Origin of the sequence: Pseudomonas sp. (assembly GCF_050739775.1) — a bacterium.
Lineage (GTDB): Bacteria > Pseudomonadota > Gammaproteobacteria > Pseudomonadales > Pseudomonadaceae > Aquipseudomonas.
In genome coordinates this window covers 1-23,622 of the sequence record NZ_JBOICA010000042.1, presented here as the reverse complement: position 1 = coordinate 23,622, position 23,622 = coordinate 1, and the positions used below count along the sequence as shown (strand labels likewise).

Annotated in this window: 18 protein-coding genes and 1 other RNA gene; 7 read left to right on the top strand and 12 right to left on the bottom strand. The window is 60.6% G+C overall.

Translation table 11 applies throughout. The features are described from left to right. Positions 1-12: 12 nt before the first annotated feature. The 7 genes from greA to grpE form a co-directional block, all read right to left on the bottom strand. Complete coding sequence (greA, locus tag ACRESH_RS19810) at positions 13-489, bottom strand: transcription elongation factor GreA (RefSeq protein WP_431743568.1); 477 nt, start codon at positions 487-489, stop codon at positions 13-15. Then, positions 486-3,707: a carbamoyl-phosphate synthase large subunit gene (gene carB / locus ACRESH_RS19805; RefSeq protein ID WP_431743567.1), complete on the bottom strand. Its 3,222-nt coding sequence runs from the start codon at positions 3,705-3,707 to the stop codon at positions 486-488. The genes greA and carB overlap by 4 nt, the downstream gene beginning before the upstream one ends. 105 nt (positions 3,708-3,812) lie before the next feature. After that, on the bottom strand, positions 3,813-4,949 hold the full coding sequence (gene carA / locus ACRESH_RS19800) for a glutamine-hydrolyzing carbamoyl-phosphate synthase small subunit (protein WP_431743566.1): 1,137 nt from the start codon (positions 4,947-4,949) through the stop codon (positions 3,813-3,815). Between the two features lie 341 nt (positions 4,950-5,290). Then, positions 5,291-6,094 (bottom strand): 4-hydroxy-tetrahydrodipicolinate reductase, encoded by an 804-nt coding sequence (gene dapB, locus ACRESH_RS19795; protein ID WP_431743565.1) that lies wholly within the window; start codon positions 6,092-6,094, stop codon positions 5,291-5,293. Positions 6,095-6,107: 13 nt separating this feature from the next. Further along, on the bottom strand, positions 6,108-7,232 hold the full coding sequence (gene dnaJ / locus ACRESH_RS19790; RefSeq protein ID WP_431743564.1) for a molecular chaperone DnaJ: 1,125 nt from the start codon (positions 7,230-7,232) through the stop codon (positions 6,108-6,110). Positions 7,233-7,441: 209 nt separating this feature from the next. After that, the gene (gene dnaK / locus ACRESH_RS19785; RefSeq protein ID WP_431743563.1) at positions 7,442-9,358 is read right to left on the bottom strand and encodes a molecular chaperone DnaK; all 1,917 of its coding nucleotides are present in this window, start codon (positions 9,356-9,358) and stop codon (positions 7,442-7,444) included. 102 nt (positions 9,359-9,460) lie between these two features. Then, the gene (grpE, locus tag ACRESH_RS19780; RefSeq protein ID WP_431743562.1) at positions 9,461-10,015 is read right to left on the bottom strand and encodes a nucleotide exchange factor GrpE; all 555 of its coding nucleotides are present in this window, start codon (positions 10,013-10,015) and stop codon (positions 9,461-9,463) included. 231 nt (positions 10,016-10,246) lie between these two features. On the opposite strand from grpE, the gene recN reads away from it, so the two are divergent. Further along, positions 10,247-11,920: a DNA repair protein RecN gene (gene recN, locus ACRESH_RS19775; protein ID WP_431743561.1), complete on the top strand. Its 1,674-nt coding sequence runs from the start codon at positions 10,247-10,249 to the stop codon at positions 11,918-11,920. 77 nt (positions 11,921-11,997) lie between these two features. Here the strand turns inward: recN and fur are convergent, their stop codons facing one another. Further along, on the bottom strand, positions 11,998-12,402 hold the full coding sequence (fur, locus tag ACRESH_RS19770; RefSeq protein WP_107026445.1) for a ferric iron uptake transcriptional regulator: 405 nt from the start codon (positions 12,400-12,402) through the stop codon (positions 11,998-12,000). A gap of 97 nt (positions 12,403-12,499) precedes the next feature. Between fur and ACRESH_RS19765 the strand changes: the two genes are divergently transcribed. After that, on the top strand, positions 12,500-13,036 hold the full coding sequence (locus ACRESH_RS19765) for an outer membrane protein assembly factor BamE (protein ID WP_431743560.1): 537 nt from the start codon (positions 12,500-12,502) through the stop codon (positions 13,034-13,036). Between the two features lie 51 nt (positions 13,037-13,087). Here ACRESH_RS19765 and ACRESH_RS19760 read toward each other — a convergent pair whose 3' ends face one another. Genes ACRESH_RS19760 through ACRESH_RS19750 form a run of 3 tightly spaced genes read right to left on the bottom strand, consistent with a single transcriptional unit; the run spans position 13,088 to position 15,225 of the window. Then, positions 13,088-13,417 carry an RnfH family protein gene (locus ACRESH_RS19760; protein WP_431743559.1) on the bottom strand — a complete coding sequence of 110 codons (330 nt, stop codon included), beginning with the start codon at positions 13,415-13,417 and terminating at the stop codon, positions 13,088-13,090. Beyond that, complete coding sequence (locus ACRESH_RS19755; RefSeq protein ID WP_431743558.1) at positions 13,380-13,814, bottom strand: type II toxin-antitoxin system RatA family toxin; 435 nt, start codon at positions 13,812-13,814, stop codon at positions 13,380-13,382. The genes ACRESH_RS19760 and ACRESH_RS19755 overlap by 38 nt, the downstream gene beginning before the upstream one ends. Before the next feature lie 7 nt (positions 13,815-13,821). Further along, positions 13,822-15,225 (bottom strand): sodium-dependent transporter, encoded by a 1,404-nt coding sequence (locus ACRESH_RS19750; protein WP_431743557.1) that lies wholly within the window; start codon positions 15,223-15,225, stop codon positions 13,822-13,824. Positions 15,226-15,341: 116 nt separating this feature from the next. On the opposite strand from ACRESH_RS19750, the gene smpB reads away from it, so the two are divergent. After that, on the top strand, positions 15,342-15,824 hold the full coding sequence (gene smpB / locus ACRESH_RS19745) for an SsrA-binding protein SmpB (RefSeq protein ID WP_107026450.1): 483 nt from the start codon (positions 15,342-15,344) through the stop codon (positions 15,822-15,824). 77 nt (positions 15,825-15,901) lie between these two features. On the opposite strand, the gene ACRESH_RS19740 is transcribed toward smpB, so the two are convergent. Beyond that, positions 15,902-16,669 carry a GntR family transcriptional regulator gene (locus ACRESH_RS19740; RefSeq protein WP_431743556.1) on the bottom strand — a complete coding sequence of 256 codons (768 nt, stop codon included), beginning with the start codon at positions 16,667-16,669 and terminating at the stop codon, positions 15,902-15,904. A gap of 253 nt (positions 16,670-16,922) precedes the next feature. Here ACRESH_RS19740 and ACRESH_RS19735 point away from each other — a divergent pair, with 253 nt between their 5' ends. The 4 genes from ACRESH_RS19735 (at position 16,923) to ssrA (ending at position 23,180) form a co-directional block, all read left to right on the top strand. After that, a complete protein-coding gene (locus ACRESH_RS19735; RefSeq protein WP_431743555.1) occupies positions 16,923-18,587 on the top strand; it encodes a lactate permease LctP family transporter in 1,665 nt (554 codons plus the stop codon). A gap of 69 nt (positions 18,588-18,656) precedes the next feature. Beyond that, positions 18,657-19,802, top strand: a complete 1,146-nt coding sequence (gene lldD, locus ACRESH_RS19730) for an FMN-dependent L-lactate dehydrogenase LldD (RefSeq protein ID WP_431743554.1) — start codon at positions 18,657-18,659, stop codon at positions 19,800-19,802. Between the two features lie 80 nt (positions 19,803-19,882). Beyond that, the gene (locus ACRESH_RS19725) at positions 19,883-22,693 is read left to right on the top strand and encodes an FAD-binding and (Fe-S)-binding domain-containing protein (protein WP_431743553.1); all 2,811 of its coding nucleotides are present in this window, start codon (positions 19,883-19,885) and stop codon (positions 22,691-22,693) included. A 95-nt stretch (positions 22,694-22,788) separates the two neighbouring features. Beyond that, positions 22,789-23,180: a transfer-messenger RNA gene (ssrA, locus tag ACRESH_RS19720) on the top strand. The last annotated feature ends 442 nt before the right edge of the window (positions 23,181-23,622 follow it).

Sequence of the window (23,622 nt, the reverse complement as noted above, 5' to 3'; positions counted from 1 at the left end):
CCGCGGCGACGATCAGATATGTGCGACTTCGACAATCTCGTACTCGACCACGCCGCTCGGGGTTTTTACTGCCACCACGTCGCCTTCTTCCTTGCCGATCAAAGCACGTGCGATAGGCGAGCCCACCGACAGCTTGCCAGCCTTGATATCGGCTTCGTCCTCACCGACGATCTGGTACTTGATGCTCTCATCGGTTTCAACGTTGGCGATTTCCACGGTGGTACCGAAGATCACCTTGCCGCTATGGGCGATGGTGGTGACATCGATCACCACCGAGTTCTGCAGACGACCTTCAATATCACGGATGCGCGCTTCGACCATGCCCTGCTCTTCGCGGGCAGCATGGTACTCGGCGTTTTCCTTGAGGTCGCCCAGCTCGCGGGCTTCACCAATGGCCTGGCTCAAGCGCGGACGCTCGACCTTGCTCAGAAACGCGTGCTCTTCTTCCAGGGCGCGAGCGCCCTGGACAGTCATTGGGTATTTAGTCATGCCTTGAGTCCTGCATGGAGATCCTGCAAGCGACGCACGGTCTTTTCCGGACCGAACTTCAACGCTTCGCAGATGGCTTCACCGGCCGCAATGGTGGTGGTGCAGTAGATCTTGTGCTGCAACGCATTGCGACGAATCGAGTAGGAGTCGGCAATCGACTGGCGGCCTTCGGTGGTGTTGATGATCAGCGACACTTCGTCGTTCTTGATCATGTCGACCACGTGCGGACGACCTTCGGTCACCTTGTTCACGCGACGCACTTTCAGGCCAGCCGCTTCAATAACCTTGGCGGTACCGACGGTGGCAACCACTTCGAAGCCCAGGGCGATCAGGTCGCGAGCAACACCGGCCACTTGTGGCTTGTCGTCGTCACGCACGCTGATGAACGCGGTACCGCCGGTAGGCAGCACTTCGCTGGCACCCATCTGGGCCTTGGCGAAAGCTTCACCGAAGCTGTCGCCGACACCCATGACTTCACCGGTGGATTTCATCTCTGGGCCAAGGATCGGGTCAACACCCGGGAACTTGGCAAACGGGAACACCGCTTCTTTGACGCTGTAGAAGTTAGGAATGATTTCCTGGGTGAAACCGATTTCTTTCAACGATTTGCCGGCCATGACGCGCGCGGCAATCATCGCCAGCGACGTGCCGATGCACTTGGAGACGAAAGGCACGGTGCGCGAAGCGCGCGGGTTGACTTCGATCACGTAGATCTTGTCGCCCTGCAGGGCCAGCTGAACGTTCATCAGGCCGACAACGCCCAGCTCCAGGGCCATCTTCTTGACCTGCTCACGGACTTCGTCCTGAACATGGGCTGGCAACGAGTACGGCGGCAGCGAACATGCCGAGTCACCGGAGTGAACACCCGCCTGTTCGATGTGCTGCATGATCGCGCCGATCACTACGTCCTTGCCGTCGCAGACCGCATCCACGTCCATCTCGATGGCGCAGTTGAGGAAGTGGTCGAGCAGCACCGGACTGTCGTTGGAGACTTGTACCGCCTCACGCAGGTAGCGCTTGAGCTCGTCCAGTTCGTAGACGATTTCCATCGCACGGCCGCCCAATACGTAGGACGGGCGCACCACCAGCGGGTAACCAATCGCACCGGCAGCACGAATCGCTTCGTCTTCGCTGCGCACGGTGGCGTTTGGCGGCTGCAGCAGGTTCAGACGCTGAACCATCTGCTGGAAACGCTCACGGTCTTCGGCACGGTCAATGGCGTCAGGGCTGGTACCGATGATCGGTACGCCGGCTTCTTCCAGGGCACGCGCCAGTTTCAGCGGGGTCTGGCCGCCGTAATGAACGATCACGCCTTTTGGCTTCTCGACCCGCACCACTTCCAGCACGTCTTCCAGCGTCAGCGGCTCGAAGTACAGGCGGTCGGAAGTGTCGTAATCGGTGGAGACGGTTTCCGGGTTGCAGTTGACCATGATGGTCTCGTAACCGTCTTCACGCAGGGCCAGTGCCGCGTGTACGCAGCAGTAGTCGAACTCGATGCCCTGGCCGATACGGTTAGGACCGCCGCCGAGGATCATGATCTTGTCACGGGTCGACGGATTGGCCTCGCACTCCTCCTCGTAGGTCGAGTACAGGTAGGCGGTGTCAGTGGCGAACTCGGCCGCGCAGGTGTCGACGCGCTTGTAGACCGGGAACACTTCCAGCTTGTGACGGTGACGACGCAGGTTCTTGTCGGTAATACCCAACAGCTTGGCCAGACGCTGGTCGGAGAAGCCCTTGCGCTTGAGGCGCAGCATCAGGTCCTTGTCGATTGCCGACAGCGCCAGGGTCTTGACCTTCTCTTCTTCCTTGATCAGGTCTTCCATCTGCACCAGGAACCAGTGGTCGATGCCGGTCAGGTCGAAGATTTCGTCGCAGGTCATGCCGGCACGCATGGCGTCGGCGACGTACCAGATACGCTCGGCGCCCGGCACGGTCAGCTCGCGCTTGAGGATGCTGTTGGCATCTGGGCTGGCCAGGTCAATTTTCGGGTCCAGACCATTTACACCGACTTCCAGACCGCGCAGGGCTTTCTGCAGCGATTCCTGGAAGGTCCGGCCGATGGCCATGACTTCACCTACAGATTTCATCTGGGTGGTCAGGCGAGCGTCGGCCTTCGGGAATTTTTCGAAAGCAAAGCGCGGCAGCTTGGTGACGACGTAGTCGATCGACGGCTCGAAGGAAGCAGGAGTACGGCCGCCAGTGATGTCGTTCTGCAGCTCGTCGAGGGTGTAACCGACGGCCAGCTTGGCGGCGATCTTGGCGATCGGGAAACCGGTGGCTTTCGAGGCCAGGGCCGAAGAACGCGATACCCGCGGATTCATCTCGATCACGACCATGCGGCCGGTGTCCGGGCAGATACCGAACTGAACGTTGGAACCGCCGGTTTCAACGCCGATCTCACGCAGCACCGCCAGGGAGGCGTTGCGCATGATCTGGTATTCCTTGTCGGTCAGGGTCTGTGCTGGGGCAACGGTGATCGAGTCACCGGTGTGCACGCCCATCGGGTCGAAGTTCTCGATGGAGCAGACGATGATGCAGTTGTCCTTTTTGTCGCGGACCACTTCCATCTCGTACTCTTTCCAGCCGATCAGCGATTCGTCGATCAGCAGTTCCTTGGTCGGTGACAGGTCCAGACCGCGGGCACAGATTTCTTCGAACTCTTCACGGTTGTAAGCAATACCGCCACCGGTGCCGCCCATGGTGAAGGACGGACGAATGATGCACGGGAAGCCGAGCTTCTCGAGCACTGCGTTGGCCTCTTCCATGCTGTGGGCGATACCGGAGCGCGGGCACTCCAGGCCAATGGCCTTCATCGCCTTGTCGAAACGCGAACGGTCTTCGGCTTTGTCGATGGTATCGGCGTTGGCACCGATCATTTCTGCGCCGAACTTTTCCAGAACGCCTTCGCGCTCCAGATCCAGGGCGCAGTTCAGGGCAGTCTGGCCACCCATGGTCGGCAGCAGCGCATCCGGGCGCTCTTTTTCGATGATCTTGGCCACCGTCTGCCATTTGATCGGCTCGATGTAGGTGGCGTCGGCCATGGCCGGGTCGGTCATGATGGTAGCTGGGTTGGAGTTCACCAGGATGACGCGGAAACCTTCCTCGCGCAGGGCTTTGCAAGCCTGGGCGCCGGAGTAGTCGAATTCGCAGGCCTGGCCGATCACGATCGGGCCAGCGCCGAGAATCAGGATGCTTTTAATGTCTGTACGTTTTGGCATGGGTTGTCACTCAATTCCGCAGGTCAGTCGGCAAGCCGCATTGAACATTCTTGGGGCGGCACCTGAACGCGGCTTGCACCGGTCCAGGGCCTTCTCGCCAGGTGCTCAGCGGCGCTTGGCCATGGTATCGATGAAACGATCGAACAGAGGCGCGACATCGGTCGGGCCCGGGCTGGCTTCAGGGTGACCCTGGAAGCTGAACGCGCTCTTGTCGGTGCGCTCGATACCTTGCAAGGTACCGTCGAACAGTGACTTGTGAATGGCGCGGACGTTGCCCGGCAGAGTTGCTTCGTCAACCGCGAAACCGTGGTTCTGGCTGGTGATCATCACCACGCCGGTATCCAGGTCCTGGACCGGGTGGTTGGCGCCGTGGTGACCATGACCCATTTTCACGGTCTTGGCACCAGAGGCCAGGGCCAACAGCTGGTGACCCAGGCAGATGCCGAATACCGGGGTTTCGGTTTCGAGGACGTCCTTGATCGCCTGGATCGCGTAGTCGCATGGCTCCGGATCACCCGGGCCGTTAGACAGGAACACGCCATCAGGATTGAGCGCCAGGACTTCGCTGGCCGGGGTTTGCGCCGGCACCACGGTCAGGCGGCAACCGCGAGCAACCAGCATGCGCAGGATGTTCAGCTTGACGCCATAGTCGTAGGCAACCACGTGGTACGGCAGCTCGGCGGCATCGATCGCCGCATGGCTGTCGGTTTTCAGTTCCCAGACGCTGGAGCGCCATTCGTAGCTGGACTTGGTGCTGACAACTTTCGCCAGGTCCATGCCCTTGAGGCCAGGGAAACCGCGAGCAGCGGCAATTGCAGCCTCTTCGCTGATGTTGTCGCCGGCCAGGATGCAACCGTTCTGCGCGCCCTTCTCGCGCAGGATGCGCGTCAGGCGGCGCGTGTCGATACCGGCGATCGCCACCACGTTGTGGGCCTTGAGGTAATCAGGCAGGGATTGCTTGTTGCGCCAGTTGCTCGCGATCAGCGGCAGGTCGCGAATCACCAGGCCGGCCGACCAGACGCGGTCGGACTCGGCGTCTTCCGGCGTGGTGCCGGTATTGCCGATGTGCGGGTAAGTCAGGGTAACGATTTGCTGCGCATAGGAAGGGTCAGTCAGGATTTCCTGATAGCCGGTCATTGCGGTGTTAAACACCACCTCACCAACGGTTTGACCGTCGGCTCCAATGGCTTCACCGCGAAAAATGCTGCCATCAGCAAGGGCGAGTATGGCTGGCTTAGTCAAGAAGACCTCCCGTAAATCTAGCCTGAAGGGGCGATCGCAGGTTGCAAAAAAGCGGAATGACGTATAGACACGTCACCCCGCTTTCTTCGTCGAATTATCTGCGCGCTTTTAGTGGACACACTAAAGCTGTAGCTTACAGAAAAACGCTTTTTTGGTCTACCACTGATGTGCCTGAAAGGCTCAGGAATGCGACAGGGCGCATTGGGAGGCGGGCAAGGCGCAAACCTGTGGGAGCGGATTCATCCGCGAAGGGCCGCGACAGCGGCCCCAGCTGAGATCGGGAACCGGGACGACGCCGTCGTCCTTCGCGGATGAATCCGCTCCCACAGGGCTAACGCATTTCAACGCAGGTCGAGCACGTCCTGCATGTCGTATAGGCCAGGCTCGCGCCCGTCCAGCCACAGCGCAGCACGCACCGCACCCTTGGCAAAGGTCATGCGACTGGAGGCCTTGTGGGTGATCTCCAGGCGCTCACCGTCAGCAGCGAACAGCACGGTGTGATCACCTACCACATCGCCGGCACGCACGGTGGCAAAACCAATGGTCTTGCGGTCACGGGCACCGGTCTGACCTTCACGACCATAGACCGCCACCTCCTGCAGATCACGCCCCAGCGCACTAGCGACGACCTCACCCATGCGCAGTGCGGTACCCGACGGCGCATCGACCTTGTGCCGGTGGTGGGCCTCGATGATCTCGATGTCGACATCATCACCCAGCACCCGCGCAGCCATGTCGAGCAGTTTCAGACTGAGATTGACACCCACACTGAAGTTGGCGGCAAAGACAATCGGAATGTCCTTGCCGGCCTCGGCGAGCAACTGCTTCTCCTCAACACTGAAACCAGTGGTACCAATAATCATGGCCTTGCCCGCCTTGCGGCAGAACGCCAGGTTCTTCAGGGTCACCGAAGGGTGAGTGAAGTCGATCAGCACGTCGAACTCATCGGCAACTTTCGCCAGGTCATCGGACAACAGCACACCGATCCGGCCCAGCGCTGCCAGCTCACCCGCATCAGCCCCGACCAGCGAACTGTCCGGACGATCAATCGCTGCTGTCAGCCCAGCACCCGGGGTCTGCTGCACTGCCTCGATCAGGGTCTTGCCCATGCGCCCTGCCGCGCCCATTACCGCTATACGTCGCATGCCCTATTCCTTCTTACAAGTCGCCGAAGAAGCGCTTCACACCTTCGAACCAGCCATTGGCCTTGGGCGAATGGGAACTGTCGCCCTCCAACGAGTCACGCAGCTCTTCGAGCAGTTCGCGCTGGCGGCGACTGAGATTGACCGGGGTTTCGACCGCTACCCGGCACATCAGGTCACCGGCACCACCACCGCGAACCGGCGCAACACCTTTACCGCGCAGACGGAACTGCTTGCCGGTCTGGGTGCCTTCCGGAATCTTCAGTTTGACCCGACCATCAAGGGTCGGCACTTCCAGCTCGCCACCCAGGGCAGCATCGGTGTAGCTGATCGGCACTTCGCAGTACAAGTGCTTGCCGTCACGCTGGAAAATCGAGTGTTCGCGCACATTGATCACAACGTACAGGTCACCGGTCGGACCACCATGAGCACCCGCCTCACCTTCGCCGGACAGGCGAATACGATCGCCAGTGTCGACGCCGGCCGGCACTTTGACCGAGAGGGTCTTGTACTCTTCGATACGGCCTTCGCCGTGGCAGGAACCGCACGGATCAGTGATGATCTTGCCCTGGCCATGGCACCGCGGACAGGTCTGCTGGACGGAGAAGAAGCCCTGCTGCATGCGCACCTGACCAATACCACCACAGGTCGGGCAGGTCGAAGGCGACGAGCCCTTCTTGGCACCGGAACCGTCACATGGCGCGCAATTGACCAGCGTCGGCACACGGATATTGACCGTGGTACCACGCACAGCCTCTTCCAGGTTCAGCTCCAGGGTGTAACGCAGGTCGCTGCCACGCTGGGCACCACCACGCGAACCGCCACGGCCACCACCGAAGAAGTCGCTGAACACGTCACCGAAAATGTCGGAGAAGTTCGCACCACCAAAGCCGGCACCGCCGCCACCCATGCTTGGATCGACGCCTGCATGACCGTACTGATCATAAGCAGCGCGCTTGCTGGCATCGGAGAGCACCTCGTAAGCCTCGTTGGCCTCCTTGAATTTCTCTTCCGACTCTTTGTCATCAGGGTTACGGTCCGGGTGATGCTTCATCGCCAGGCGGCGATAGGCCTTCTTCAGGTCCGCTTCACTGGAGCCGCGCTCAACTCCCAGAACTTCGTAATAGTCACGCTTTGCCATAAGTCTTTGCACTCTTGAGGACGTTCGGCAAACCTCTGCGCATTCCGCGCTGTGCCGCCAGCAACCGCCTTACCCCCTTCAGGAGGCCTGACAGATGCTGTAAAAATTCGGGTATTGCAGACACGCCAACGCGGGAGCAAGCCCCCGCGCGGCGACATCCTACCAGCCAACCGCTAGCAAGCAGTCAACCGGCCGACAACCTGTAGCAATTACTTGTTTTCTTTGACTTCTTCGAACTCGGCATCGACGACGTCGTCGTGCTTAGGCTCTTCAGCCTGCTGCGCGCCAGCTTGTGGCTGTTCGGCCTGCTGCTCGGCGTACATCTTCTGAGCAACCGGAGCCGAGACTTTCGACAGCTCTTCGACCTTGGCGTCGATGGCAGCCTTGTCGTCGCCTTTGATAGCGGCTTCCAGGGCAACAACGGCAGCTTCGATCGCGGTCTTCTCTTCGGCAGTGACCTTGTCACCGGCGTCAGCGACCATCTTGCGGGTCGAGTGAACCAGTGCATCACCCTGGTTACGGGCAGCGGCCAGCTCTTCGAACTTGCGGTCTTCCTCCGAGTTCGCTTCGGCGTCGCGGATCATCTGCTGAATTTCTTCATCAGACAGACCGGAGTTGGCCTTGATCACGATCGACTGGGTCTTGCCAGTAGCCTTGTCTTTGGCGCCTACGTGCAGGATGCCGTTGGCGTCGATGTCGAAGGTGACTTCGATCTGTGGCACGCCACGTGGTGCCGGTGGAATCTCGGCCAGGTCGAACTTGCCCAGGGACTTGTTCTGTGCAGCCTGCTTACGCTCACCCTGCAGCACGTGAATGGTTACGGCGCTCTGGTTGTCATCGGCAGTCGAGAACACTTGCGACTTTTTGGTCGGGATAGTGGTGTTCTTCTCGATCAGCGCGGTCATCACGCCACCCATGGTTTCGATACCCAGGGTCAGCGGGCTGACGTCCAGCAGCAGTACGTCTTTGACGTCACCGGCCAGCACCGCACCCTGGATCGCAGCACCCATGGCAACTGCTTCGTCAGGGTTGACGTCTTTGCGCGCTTCTTTACCGAAGAAATCGGTAACGGCTTTCTGTACCAGCGGCATACGGGTCTGGCCACCGACCAGGATCACGTCGTCGATCTTGCTGACGTCGATACCGGCGTCTTTCATGGCAATGCGGCATGGCTCGATGGTGCGCTGAACCAGGTCTTCGACCAGCGATTCCAGCTTGGCGCGGGAGATCTTCACGTTCAGGTGCTTAGGACCGGTGGCATCTGCAGTGATGTACGGCAGGTTGACGTCGGTCTGCTGGCTCGAGGACAACTCGATCTTGGCTTTTTCAGCAGCTTCTTTCAGGCGCTGCATCGCCAGCGGGTCACCTTTGAGGTTCATGCCGCTTTCTTTCTTGAACTCGTCGACGAGGTAGTCGATCAGGCGAATGTCGAAGTCTTCACCACCGAGGAAAGTGTCACCGTTGGTGGCCAATACTTCGAACTGGTGCTCGCCATCGACTTCGGCGATTTCGATAACCGAAACGTCGAAGGTACCACCACCCAGGTCATAAACGATCACGGTGTGATCGCCTTTAGCCTTGTCCATACCGTAAGCCAGAGCAGCTGCGGTTGGTTCGTTGATGATACGTTTGACGTCCAGACCGGCGATGCGGCCGGCATCCTTGGTGGCCTGACGCTGGCTGTCGTTGAAGTAGGCCGGAACGGTGATGACCGCTTCGGTGACTGGCTCGCCGAGGTAGTCTTCGGCGGTTTTCTTCATCTTTTTCAGGATTTCAGCCGAGATCTGTGGCGGTGCCATTTTCTGGCTGTTGACTTCAACCCAGGCGTCGTTGTTGTCAGCCTTGACGATCTTGTACGGAACCATCTGGATGTCTTTCTGCACGACATCTTCGTCGAAGCGACGGCCGATCAGACGTTTTACCGCGTACAGGGTGTTGTGCGGGTTGGTCACCGCCTGACGCTTGGCCGACTGGCCAACCAGGATCTCGCCATCGTTGGCGTAAGCGATGATCGACGGCGTGGTACGCGCGCCTTCAGCGTTCTCGATAACCTTGACGTTGCCGTTTTCCAGAATGGAGACGCAGGAGTTGGTGGTCCCCAGGTCGATACCGATGATTTTGCCCATGTTAACTCTCCCGAAACTTGAATTTGGTTGCCGCAGCAGTGGTGGCTAACTGCGGTAATACTTGAATGCTTGACACCTAGATGGGGGGCGTCCGAAACGATTTCAAGCCTGCTCGTCAATCGACGGCGAAACCGTTGCAGGAGCCTTGCTGACCACAACCATGGCCGGACGCAGCAGGCGGCCGTTGAGCTGGTAGCCCTTCTGGAACACCTTGAGCACGCTGTTGGGCTCGACCTCGGCGCTTTCCTGCATGGCCATGGCCTGGTGGTGCTCGGCATTGAAGGGTTCGCCGTGCGGGTCAATCGCCTCGAGGTTGTAGCGCTTGAGGGTGTCATGGAACATCTTCAGGGTCAGCTCGATACCTTCACGCATCGGGCGAATGCTCTCGTCGTCGGGGCTGGACAGCTCCAGGCCACGCTCGAGGCTGTCGATGACCGGCAGCAGGTCAGCGGCGAATTTTTCCAGGGCGAACTTGTGCGCCTTTTCTACATCCTGCTCGGCGCGACGACGCACATTCTGCAGGTCGGCGGCGGTGCGCAGGGATTGATCCTGGGCCGCCGCCAGCTGCTCTTCGAGCACCTGCACGCGGGCGCTCAGCTCTTGGTCGCCAGTCGCTTCGGCGTTCAGATTCTGCTCATCCAGCTGTTCGTCAGCCATAAAATCTCTCCTCTCGAATAAGGTCTGCGAGCATTACTCGCGCGTCTGCCGCCTATATGGGGTCGCAAAACCCAGGTTCAAGGGGCGGTAAAGCAGCTTGCGCACATTCGCTCATAACCCATCGCAATCAGAACGCCGCCTTGATAACCAAATTGAACTAAACACCAGCATTGTCAGCTGATTTGAAAACACTGTATAAATAACCAGACTTAACGCCTGGGAGCCGCCCCAATGCTGGTGCACCTGTCCGTACACAACTACGCCATCGTCGAACACCTGGACCTTGAGCTCGCCCGCGGGATGAGCGTCATCACCGGTGAAACCGGGGCCGGTAAATCGATCATGCTCGACGCCCTCGGCCTGACCCTGGGCGATCGTGCCGACAGCGGCGTGGTGCGTCCCGGCGCCGATAAAGCCGACATTCTCGCCACCTTCGACCTCGCGGACATCCCCGAGGCCCGCACCTGGCTGGCCGAACGCGACCTGGACAACGACGGTCCGTGCATCCTGCGCCGGGTGATCACTGCCGAAGGCCGCAGCCGTGGCTATATCAATGGCACGCCCTGCCCCCTCGGCGACCTCAAGGCCCTCGGCGAGCTGTTGATTGATATCCACAGCCAGCACGAGCACCAGTCGCTGCTCAAGTCCGACACCCACCGCCGCCTGCTCGACGAGTACGCCGGCGCCACCGATCTGGCTCGCCAGGTTCAACTGGCTGCCCAGCGCTGGCGCCAGACCCGCCAGGAGCTGGAACGGCTGTCCAACTCCGGCGACGAGCAGCGGGCACAGCATCAATTGCTCAGTTACCAGCTCGAAGAACTCGATAACCTGGGCCTGGGCGATAACGAACTGGAGCAGCTGGAGCAGGAACACAAGAACCTGACCAACGCCGAGGCCCTGTTCGGCATTTGTCGCCAAGTGATCGACCACTGCAGTGAAAACGACTCAGGGAATGTACTCAACGCCCTGACCGCCAGCCTCAATCGCCTGACGGCCGTGCAGAATGCCCCCAAGGCGCTGGGCGAAGCCGCCACCATGATCGCCAGTGCGCAGATCCAGGTTGAAGAAGCGGTCGGCGAGCTGAACCGCTTCCTGGACAACTTCGATGCCGACCCCGCTCGCCTGCAGCAACTCGAAGAACGCCTCGACAGCATCTATACCCTCGCCCGCAAGCACCGCGTGCACCCAACCGAACTGGCCAGCCTGCAGCAGCAACTGATGGAAGAACTCGAAGGCCTCAATGCCAATGACGAGTCCATCGAGCGCCTTGGCGACGAGCTGGCCGCCTTTGCCCGTCATTACCAGGACAAGGCCGGCGAACTGAGTGCCTTGCGCGGCCAGGCCGCCAGCCAGTTGGCTGGCGCGGTCGAGCAGGAAATCCAGCGCCTGGGCATGCCCGGTGGCCGCTTCAGCATCGAATTGCACACCAATGGCAGCGACGAGCTGTCACCCCACGGCCTGGAACAAGTGGAGCTACTGGTCAGCGCCAACCCCGGCCAGCCACTCAAGGGCCTGGCCAAAGTCGCCTCCGGGGGTGAGCTGTCACGGATCAGCCTGGCAATCCAGGTCATCACCGCGCAAACCTCACGCATCCCTACCCTGGTCTTCGACGAAGTCGATGTGGGGATCGGCGGCCCGACTGCGGAGATCGTCGGTCAGTTGCTGCGACGCCTGGGGGAGCGCGGCCAGGTACTGACCGTGACCCATCTGCCACAGGTGGCCGCCCAAGGCCATCATCACCTGTTTGTGCACAAGGTGCGCAACAGCGATGCCACCCACACCGCCGTGGCCAACCTGGGCAAGCGTGAGCGGGTCGAAGAGGTGGCTCGGATGCTGGGCGGTATCGACCTGACCAAGGAATCCCTGGCCCACGCCCGCAAGATGGTGGTCACCAGCAGGGCCTGAACCAGAAACCTGCAAGCCGAAAGCACGAAGGCGACCCCAGGTCGCCTTCAGTACTTATACAGCAATGTAATAATTGCTTACTTTTTCTTGCGTACGTACAGAACCAGATTGTGGTCAACCAGCTCGAAACCGTGCTCTTCCACGATTTGCTTCTGGCGCTTCTCGATTTCACTGTCGAAGAATTCGATGACTTCACCGGAGTCCACCACGACCATATGGTCATGGTGACCACCGTCGGCCAGCTCGAACACGGCGTGACCGCCATCGAAGTTGTGGCGCACCACCAAGCCAGCAGCTTCGAACTGGGTCAGAACACGGTAGACCGTGGCCAGACCGACATCCTCGCCCGCTTCCATCAGCGCCTTGTAGACATCCTCAGCACTCATGTGACGCTGCTCGGTAGAATCGAGCATCTGTAGAATTTTTACTCGAGGCAGTGTCACCTTGAGACCGGCTTTGCGCAGTTCGCTATTTTCAACCATGGTCAGCTTTCTCGCCGATGCTGCTTCGCAGCTTCTCTGAATACGGGTATGATCGGGGTTTACGTTGTCCAGCCAAGATAGTGGAAGTCGCCCACCGATGCAAAACACCAAGCTCTTGCTAACCAGCCTCACCTTTGTGGGACTGCTCGCACTCGCCGGTTGCTCGTTCCCCGGGGTTTACAAAATCGACATCCAGCAGGGCAATGTCGTCACACAAGACATGATAGACCAATTACGCCCCGGAATGACCCGTCGGCAAGTACGGTTTATCATGGGCAACCCGCTGATCCAGGATACTTTTCACACCAATCGCTGGGATTACCTGTACAGCCTGCAACCTGGTGGCGGCCAACGCCAGCAGGAACGCATGAGCATTTTCTTCAACGAAAACGATCAACTGGTCAACCTGTCTGGCGACTTCATGCCAGGCGTCAGCCGTGACCAGGAAATCCTTGGCGGCAGTGGCGACACCAGTGTCAGCCCAGCCCAGCCAGGCACCACCGAACAGGTTGAGCAAGTCAAGGAAACCCCGGCCAAGCCAGGCTCACTGGAAGAGAAGATCCAGCGCGAAGTCGATACCATCGAAACGATTCCGGTACCGACCCCCGCCCCACTGGAAACCTCGCCGCAGTAAGTACCCTACAGGCACAAAAAAGCCCGGAGATTCCGGGCTTTTTTGTGCCTGTCAGCGCTTGGCTTTCTTGAAAACCCTAGCCACCTTGGCCGCGCGCTGCTTGCGCACTTCCTTGGGATCGGCCAGCAAAGGCCTGTACAACTCGATACGATCACCCTCGACGACTGCCTGCAGCGCGGCCTCATTGACGACCTTGCCGAAGATGCCAAGCGGGCAAGCGTCTACATCCAGACCCGGCACTTGTTCGGCGATGCCCGATAAACGCACCGCTTCACGCAGCGTCGTGCCGGGCGCAACATCCACAGCCAACAACCATTGCCGCTCGGCCGTGGCGTAAACCACTTCAACCTGCAAGTTGCTTGGCTCGCTGACAGAAGGCATCGACCAGGGTATTGGCGGCCTGGTTGAACAGCGGCCCCAGGGTCGCCCGCACCAGCGGCCCGGCATAGTCGAAGGACAGGTCCAGGCTGATCTTGCAGGCCTTCTCGCCAAGGGGCTTGAAGACCCACAGGCCGTGCAACTGATTGAACGGCCCCTCTTCCAGATTCATCTCGATTGACTGCCCGGGCACCAATACATTGTGGGTGACGAACCTCTGGCTCATACCGCCTTTGGCCACCTCCAGGCTGGCGCGCATCTGCGTGTCACTGGCGTCCAGCACGGTGCTGGACGAGCACCAGGGCAGGAACTCCGGGTACCGCGCAACATCGTTGACCAGGTCGTATAACGCCTGGGCCGGATATGGCAGCAGGGCCGAACGTTGAATATGGGTAGTCATCCAGGTGTCACTTCCAAAGCTGAGCGGCAAACACAACCAGAATGCCGAGGGGCGCCACATAGCGCATCAAGAAGAAAGTCAGAGCAAACAGCAGCGGGCTGCGCATGGCCAACTCATCGCGCACCGCCTCACGCCCCATGATCCAACCGGCAAATATCACAAAGCACAAACCGCCCAGCGGCAACATGATCCGCGAGGTGAAAAAGTCGATCACGCCGAAGAAGTCCAGCCCGCCGCTGGCGCTCCATTGATAGAGCTGAAAACCGCTGCCGTCGCTCACGAAAAAACGTGCCTGCTGCCAGATATTGAACGAAAACACTGTACCCAGGCCAACCAGCCAGCAACTGAAGGCCAGCCAGGTGGTGATCCAGCCGCGTCGCACGCCAGTGCGCTCCACCAGGTAGGCAACCATAGGTTCGAGCAGGGAAATCGCCGAACTCCAGGCCGCCACCGCCACTAGAACAAAGAATACGACGCCCATCAATTGGCCAAAGGCCACATTACCGAATGCAAACGGTAAGGCGACAAACATCAGGCCCGGCCCCTCACTCGGGTTCAAGCCGGCGGCGAACACGATCGGGAACAGGGCCAGGCCGGCCAGCAGCGAGACAAAGGTATCGAGCAGGGCAACGGCGACGATGGTGCCGCCGATGGAGGCCCCCTTGGGCATGTAGGCGCCGTAAATCAGCAGCGAGCCGACACCGACACTCAACGAGAAAAAGGCATGCCCCATGGCAGGCAACAAACCATCGAGCAGGCGCGAGGTGTCGAAGTCGAACATGAAATGCAGGCCCTGCATAAAGTGCCCGGTCGTCAGACTGTAGCCCAGCAGGATCACCAGCAGCAGGAACAGCAGCGGCATCATGATGCGCAGGCTCTTCTCCAGACCCGCCACCACGCCGCGGGCGATCACCAGCGCCGACAGCAGCATGAACAGGCTGTGCCACAGCACCAGGCGCCAAGGGTCGCCGATCACGCCGTTGAAGTAGCTGCCGACCTGATCCGCCGTCACTCCCTGGAAGTCGCCCCTGCCCATATTGATGATGTAGTCGAACGACCAACCACCGACCACGCTGTAGAACGACAGGATCAGCAACGCGGTGATCATCCCGGCGAATGCCCACCAGGACCAGCGCGGTGAATGCCCTGCCTCTAATGCCAGGTCACGCAAGGCGTTGGCCGGGCTTTGCCGGGTGCGGCGACCGATCAGGGTCTCGGCGAGCATCACCGGAATACCGATCAGGGCAATACAGGCCAGAAACACCAGGACAAAGGCACCGCCACCATAGACGCCGACCATGTAGGGAAATTTCCAGATACTCCCCAAGCCCACTGCGGCACCGGTTGCCGCCAGTACAAATACCCAGCGACTGGCCCAGCCACCATGGACAGAAACCTTGTCCGTCGACATCAACACGCTCAACTGTGGAAAAAAAGAGCGCGCATTGTCCGGGATTCACCTCACAGGCTCAAGCGCACTGCTACCCCGTAGCCGACAGCGCAACGACTGCCTATAATGCCGCCCCTATGGCTAAACAAACGAAACATCCGACAGGGACCATCGCGCAGAATAAAAAAGCGCGACACGATTACTTCATCGAGCACAAGTTCGAGGCCGGATTGGTCCTGTCCGGTTGGGAAGTAAAAAGTCTGCGTGCCGGCAAGGCGCATCTGACCGACAGTTACGTGGTACTCAAAGATGGCGAGGCCTGGCTGATGGGCAGCCATATCACGCCGCTGACGGCTGCCAGTACGCATGTCATTGCCGACCCTACACGCACCCGCAAACTGCTGCTCAATCGTCGAGAGCTGGAGCGCCTGCATGCTGCCGTCCAGCAGAAGGGCTACACCTGCGTGGCCTTGTCGATCTACTGGAGCAAGCACCTGATCAAGTGCGAGATTGCACTGGGCAAGGGCAAGAAGGAATACGACAAGCGCGATACCCAGCGCGAGCGTGATTCTGACCGCGAATTGCAGCGTGCGGTGCGTAACAAGGGCAAGGAAGACTGATTCGAGTCTGAGGCGGCCTCATCGCGTGACAGGCCCGCTCCTATGTGTAATAGGAGCGGGCCTGTCACGCGATTGCATCAACGCCCGCTACGCCGCTCCGCCCGCGCCACCCGCCGCGCTTCCTGACGCACCTCGTCGAGCACTTCCTGCACATACAGAATGTGCCGGCTGGACACTTCACGAGCATCCTCCGCACGCCCCTCAACGATCGCCAGGTACAGTTCACGGTGCTGGCTGATCAGCATGTCGCGGGTTTCGGCGCGCTGCTTGTACATGCCGCCGATGTTGGTCACTACGTTACGCTTGAGCAAATCGAACAGACCACGAATGGTGTGCAACAACACCGCATTGTGGCTGGCTTCGGCGATCGCCAGGTGAAAGCGCGCATCAGCAGCGCCCTCCTCGGCCCGATCCACTTCACCGCAGCGGGTGTAACAATCCTGCAAGGTATCGAACGCCGCCTTGAGTCGCTGACGATCAGGCTCGGTCGCACGGATCGCCGCGTAATAGGCACACGATGCCTCCAGGGTATGCCGGAATTCCAGCAGATCGCGTTGGGCTTCAGGGTTGCTTTCAAGCAGCTGCAGCAACGGGTCGCTGAAGGTCGAACCCAGTGACTCCGCCACATAGTTGCCGCCGCCCTGGCGACTGACCAACAGACCCTTGGCCACCAGCTTCTGAATCGCTTCGCGCAGCGACGGTCGCGACACCCCGAACTGTTCGGCCAGTGCCCGTTCGGCAGGCAGCCGCTGACCGGCGCTCAGGGTGCCTTCAAGAATCATCCCCTCAAGCCGCTCGACAATATCGTCAGACAAACGGCGTTGGCGGACCTGATCAAAAACCATCGCATGCTCTCCACTATCCCGAGTGCGTTCGGGGCTGTCTATTCTGGCCTATCCGCACCCTGCCGACACCCATCAGATCACAACTTTCCTTGCCGCTCAGGCCATTTCCCCGTCACCCACCCAACGAAAGTTTTCTTGAGACAAATTGACACACCCACAGCGAGGCTTTTAACCTAGCGCTTCGTCATTGTAAATTGGTCTTACCAATTATCCAATGCCAGTGCTGACCAACAACAATTAGGGGCCACCCCATATGCAAACCTGGCAACAGCTCTACAGTCCGCTTGGTAGTCTTGGCCTGTCCGCACTCGCGGCAGTCATCCCGATCGTATTCTTCTTCCTCGCTCTGGCGGTGTTCCGCCTCAAGGGTCACGTGGCTGGCAGCATCACGCTGGGCTTGTCGATCCTGGTGGCGATCTTTGCTTTCCAGATGCCCGCCGACATGGCGCTTGCCGCCGCCGGATACGGTTTTGCCTATGGCCTGTGGCCTATCGCCTGGATCATCGTCGCCGCGGTGTTCCTCTACAAGCTGACGGTCAAGAGCGGCCAGTTCGAAGTGATCCGCAGCTCGGTGCTGTCGATCACCAATGACCAACGCCTGCAGGTTCTGCTGATCGGCTTCTGCTTCGGTGCCTTCCTCGAAGGTGCAGCAGGATTCGGCGCACCGGTGGCGATTACCGCCGCCCTGCTGGTAGGCCTGGGTTTCAACCCGCTGTACGCTGCCGGCCTGTGCCTGATCGCCAACACGGCTCCCGTGGCGTTTGGCGCCCTGGGCATCCCGATCATCGTGGCCGGCCAAGTGACCGGTATCGACGCCTTCAAGATCGGCGCCATGACCGGCCGCCAGCTGCCGCTGCTGTCGCTGTTCGTGCCGTTCTGGCTGGTGTTCATGATGGACGGCCTGCGTGGCGTCAAGGAGACCTGGCCGGCAGCGCTGGTGGCCGGCCTGAGCTTCGCCGTGACCCAGTACTTCACCTCGAACTTCATTGGCCCGGAACTGCCGGACATCACCTCGGCCCTGGCCAGCCTGATTTCCCTGACCCTGTTCCTCAAGGTCTGGCAGCCCAAGCGTTCGTTCGCCAACGCCACCGGCAGCGTCGGTGCCGCCGTGGTCAAAGGTGGCAGCCAGCCTTCGCCGTACAGCCTCGGCGAGATCTTCAAGGCTTGGTCACCGTTCCTGATCCTCACCGTACTGGTGACCATCTGGACCCTCAAGCCGTTCAAGGCAATGTTTGCCGCTGGCGGTTCGATGTACAGCTGGGTGTTCAACTTTGCCATCCCACACCTGGATCAGCTGGTAATCAAGACCGCTCCGATCGTACCCACCCCGACCGCAATCCCGGCGGTGTTCAAGCTCGACCCGGTTTCTGCCACCGGCACGGCGATCTTCTTCTCGGCGCTGATCTCCATGCTGGTGCTGAAGATCAACTTCAAAACTGGTCTGACCACTTTTAAAGAGACTGTCTACGAGCTGCGCTGGCCGATTCTGTCGATCGGCATGGTGCTGGCCTTCGCCTTCGTTACCAACTACTCGGGCATGTCTTCGACCATGGCCCTGGTACTGGCCGGCACTGGCGCAGCATTCCCGTTCTTCTCGCCGTTCCTCGGCTGGCTGGGCGTGTTCCTGACCGGTTCCGACACCTCATCCAACGCCCTGTTCAGCTCACTGCAGGCCACGACGGCCCACCAGATCGGGGTCAACGACACCCTGTTGGTCGCGGCCAACACCAGCGGCGGCGTGACCGGCAAGATGATTTCGCCCCAGTCGATCGCGGTCGCCTGCGCGGCCACCGGCCTGGTCGGCAAGGAATCTGACCTGTTCCGCTTCACCCTCAAACACAGCCTGTTCTTCGCCACCATCGTCGGCCTGATCACTCTGGTCCAGGCTTATTGGCTGACCGGCATGCTGGTTCACTAAAGTGACAGAGGCCGGGCGCGTTTCAGCGCGTCCGGCATCCGCTCCTTTCAACCGACGCAGCGAGACCACATGATCATTTCTGCCTCTACCGACTACCGCACCGCAGCCCAACGCAAGCTGCCGCCGTTCCTGTTCCACTACGCCGACGGTGGCGCCTACGCCGAGTACACGCTGCGCCACAACGTCGAAGACCTGGCCAGCATTGCCCTGCGCCAGCGCGTGCTGAACAACATGTCCGAGCTGAGCCTCGAGACCCTGCTATTCAACGAGACGCTGAGCATGCCGGTGGCGCTGGCGCCGGTCGGCCTGGCCGGCATGTACGCCCGGCGTGGCGAAGTCCAGGCCGCCCGTGCGGCAGCCGCCAAGGGCATCCCCTTCACGATGTCGACGGTATCGGTCTGTCCGATCGAGGAAGTCGCCCCGGCCATCGACCGCCCCATGTGGTTCCAGCTCTACGTCCTCAAGGACCGCGGCTTCATGCGCAATGCCCTGGAGCGCGCCAAAGCGGCTGGCGTCACCACCCTGGTGTTCACCGTGGACATGCCGGTGCCCGGCGCACGCTACCGTGATGCACACTCGGGCATGAGCGGCCCGAATGCGCCGCTGCGGCGCGCCTGGCAGGCCATGACCCATCCACAGTGGGCCTTGGATGTCGGCCTGCTGGGCAAGCCGCACGACCTCGGCAACATCTCCACCTACCGCGGCAGCCCTACGGGCCTAGCCGACTACATCGGCTGGCTGGGTGCCAACTTCGATCCGTCCATCTCCTGGAAAGACCTGGAGTGGATCCGCGAGTTCTGGGATGGCCCGATGGTAATCAAAGGCATCCTCGATCCGCAGGACGCCAAGGACGCGGTCAAATTCGGCGCCGACGGCATCGTCGTCTCCAACCACGGCGGCCGTCAGCTTGACGGCGTGCTGTCCAGCGCCCGCGCCCTGCCGGCCATCGCCGACGCGGTGAAGGGCGACCTGAAGATCCTCGCTGACTCCGGTATTCGCAGCGGCCTGGATGTGGTCCGCATGATCGCCCTAGGCGCGGACACCGTGCTGATTGGCCGTGCGTTCCTCTACGCGCTCGCCACCGCAGGCGAAGCTGGCGTGAAGAATCTGCTGGATCTGTTCGAGAAGGAAATGCGCGTGGCCATGGTGCTCACGGGTGCCAAGACCATCAGCGAGATCACCCGTGACTCGCTGGTACGCGAACTGGGCGCCTGATTGCCGCGCCTGCACCCATCACCGCCTGATTGACCGGGGTACACGGCGCGCCAGACGCCGCAGCCCCGCGAGGAGATTGCATGAGTCTGCCCGCCGCGTTCCTCGACACGGTTGAACACCTGATCCCCCGCGAGCGGCGTTTCGACGACCCACTCTCGACCCTGGCCTTCGGTACCGACGCCAGCTTCTACCGCCTGATTCCCAAGCTGGTGATCCGCGTCGAGAGCGAAGACGAAGTCGCCACCCTGCTCAAGGCCGCACACGCCGATCAGGTTGCGATCACCTTCCGCGCCGCCGGCACCAGTTTGTCCGGTCAGGCGGTGAGCGACTCGGTGCTGTTGGTGCTGGGCGACAACTGGAACGGCCGCGACATCCGCGATGGCGGCAGGCAAATTCGTCTGCAGCCGGGCGTCATCGGCGCCCAGGCCAACGCCTGGCTGACCCCGTTCGGACGCAAGATCGGCCCGGACCCAGCCTCGATCAACGCCTGCAAAATCGGCGGCATTGTCGCCAACAACGCCAGCGGCATGTGCTGCGGCACCGCGCAGAACAGCTACCACACGCTTGCCGGTATGCGCCTGCTGCTGGCCGACGGTACATTGCTCGACAGCGAGATCCCCGAGAGCATCAACCGGTTACGCGAAAGCCACGGCGCGCTGCTCGACCAGCTCGGCGAGCTGGGCCGGCAGACCCGCGCCAATACCGAGTTGGCGGCAAAGATCCGGCACAAGTACCGCCTGAAAAACACCACCGGACTGTCCCTGAACGCGCTCGTAGACTATGACAACCCCGTGGATATCCTCACCCACCTGATGGTCGGCTCCGAAGGCACCCTTGGCTTCATCAGCGCGGTTACCTACAACACCGTGCCAGACCATCCGCACAAGGCCAGTGCGCTGATCGTCTTCCCGGATGTCGAGACCTGCTGCAACGCGGTGCCGGTGCTCAAGCAACAGCCGGTATCCGCTGTAGAACTGCTCGACCGCCGCAGCCTGCGCTCGGTGGAAAACATGCAGGGCATGCCGGGGTGGGTGAAGAGCCTGTCCGCTGGAGCCTGCGCACTACTCATCGAATCCCGCGCGGCCACTCAATCGCTGCTGCACGAGCAACTGGCACACATCAGCGCCTCCATCGCCGGCTTCCCGGTGGAAAAGCAGGTTGATTTCAGCGAAGACCCGCTGGTCTACAACCAGCTCTGGCGCATCCGCAAAGACACCTTCCCGGCCGTCGGCGCGGTGCGCGAGACGGGCACCACGGTGATCATCGAAGACGTCACCTTCCCCGTGGAAAAACTGGCCGAGGGCGTCAATCGCCTGCTCGCGCTGTTTGACAAGCATGGTTACGACGAGGCGATCCTGTTCGGCCATGCCTTGGAAGGCAACCTGCACTTCGTCTTCACCCAAGGCTTCGACTCGCCAGAGCAGGTGGCGCGCTATTCAGCCTTCATGGACGACGTCGCGCAGCTGGTTGCCGTTGAATACGGCGGTTCGCTCAAGGCCGAACACGGCACTGGGCGCAACATGGCACCCTTCGTCGAGCTGGAATGGGGCAGCGACGCCTACCAACTGATGTGGCAGCTCAAGCGCCTGCTCGACCCCAGCGGCATCCTCAACCCCGGGGTAGTGCTGACCGACGATCCGCAACTGCACCTGAAGAACCTCAAGCCCCTGCCCGCCGCCGACGAGATCGTCGACAAATGCATTGAGTGCGGATTCTGCGAGCCGGTGTGCCCTTCCAAAGGCCTGACGCTCAGCCCGCGCCAGCGCATCGTGATGTGGCGCGATATCCAGGCGAAAAAGCGCGCTGGCAGCGATACCCGCGAACTCGAACGCGACTACCAGTACCAGGGCATCGACACCTGCGCCGCCACTGGTTTGTGTGCCCAGCGCTGCCCGGTGGGGATCAACACCGGCGAACTGGTGAAGAAACTGCGCGGCCAGAGCGCTGACTATGTGAAAACTGCCGATTGGCTGGCAGAGAATTTCCATACCGCGCTCAGGGGAGCACGCTTTACCCTGCAGGCCGCCAACGGTGCGCGCCGATTGCTCGGCGCCCCGCGCCTGAGCCGCCTCAGTGCCCACCTCAGCAAGGTCAGCCACGGCCGACTGCCACAGTGGACAGCGGCCATGCCGCAAGCGCTGAAAGCCATCCAGCTCAGCCCGGCGAGCAACGATGCCCGGCCGCGGGTGGTGTACCTGGCAGCGTGCGTCTCACGGGTGATGGGCCCGGCTGCAGCCGACCGCGAACAAACCTCATTGCTCGACAAGACCTGCGCCCTGCTGGAAAAAGCCGGCTATCAAGTGGTGTTCCCGGAGAATCAGGACAACCTTTGTTGCGGCCAGCCATTCGCCTCCAAAGGCTATGCCGAACAGGCCGAGCACAAGCGCCAGGAACTGATCAACGCCCTGCTCCACGCCAGTCGTGGCGGGCTTGATCCGATCTACTGCGACACCAGTCCCTGCACCCTGCGCCTGGTCCAGGACCTGGCCGAAACCCGCCTGGATCTCTACGACCCGGTGCGCTTCATCCGCACTCACCTGATCGACAAGCTGGAGTTTACGCCCCAGGACGAACCGATTGCCGTGCACGTGACCTGCAGCACCCAGCACCTGGGTGAAAGCCAGGCCCTGATCGACCTGGCGCGGCGTTGCAGCACGCAGGTGGTGGTTCCTGAAGGCATCCACTGCTGTGGCTTTGCCGGCGACAAGGGCTTCACCACGCCGGAACTCAATGCCCATTCGCTGCGCAGCCTCAAGGACGCGGTGCAGTACTGCAGCGAAGGGATTTCCACCAGCCGCACCTGTGAGATCGGCCTGTCAAACCATGGCGGGATCGATTACCACGGGCTGGTCTATCTGGTGGATCGCGTGACCCGGCCGCGGGCTATGTAGGAGGCGGGAGACTTGGACAGCAGTCGACGTCGCCCGAGCGATGGCGTATACTGGTCCCGAGCGTTGGAAAACGCTTCAGCTAGAGCGCAGCAAATGGGGCCGATTAGGATTCGACGCCGGTAGTGAAACTCTAGGTGCATGCCGAGTTGGTAACAGAACTCGTAAATCCACTGTTGCAACTTTCTATAGTTGCCAATGACGAAAACTACGAGGGTTACGCTCTCGCTGCGTAAGCAGCCGAGCCCGCTCTCCTGGTAGCTTCGGCGCCAGCAATCATTAGGGGATGCCTGTAAACCCGAAGTGATTGTCATACAGAACAGGATCGCCGTGCAGTACGTTGTGGACGAAGCGGCTAAAACTTACACAACTCGTCCAAAGCACCCTGCCCGTCGGGCGGCTGCGGATTAACTCAATAGACACGGCTAAGCATGTAGTACCGACAGCAGAGCACTGGCGGACGGGGGTTCAAATCCCCCCGGTTCCACCAAATAAGCGTTACAAATAAGGCACTTAGCGTTTATCGCAAGTGCCTTTTTTGTGCCTGACAGGGCTGTTTTGGCTCGGCTCTGCCAGCTCAATGACAGCCTTCACCTCGGCTAGCTCAGCCGCGCACCGCCTCCCCCATCAAATTTGAGTCGAGCAAACTGGCAGGCGTCTAGCTTGTCGTTGCCGAAGTAGAAGCCTGGCCAGAGAGCAAGATCTGCGAGCGTGATGGCGTCACTCTGGATCTGCGCAGACTGGACAGCAACACAGCCTTAGCTATTGTTTGACAAAGCAGAACCTGGTCCCTGGGACGCTGCACCGTAAGCGGCCAGCGAACACACCTTCAGAATCCCCGTATTAAGGGCGATGGTGTCCGCCTATCTTTAAGCGGACGCGATCACCCTTATCGCCAGGATTCTCATGCGCCAACGAAGCTCTTATCCAAA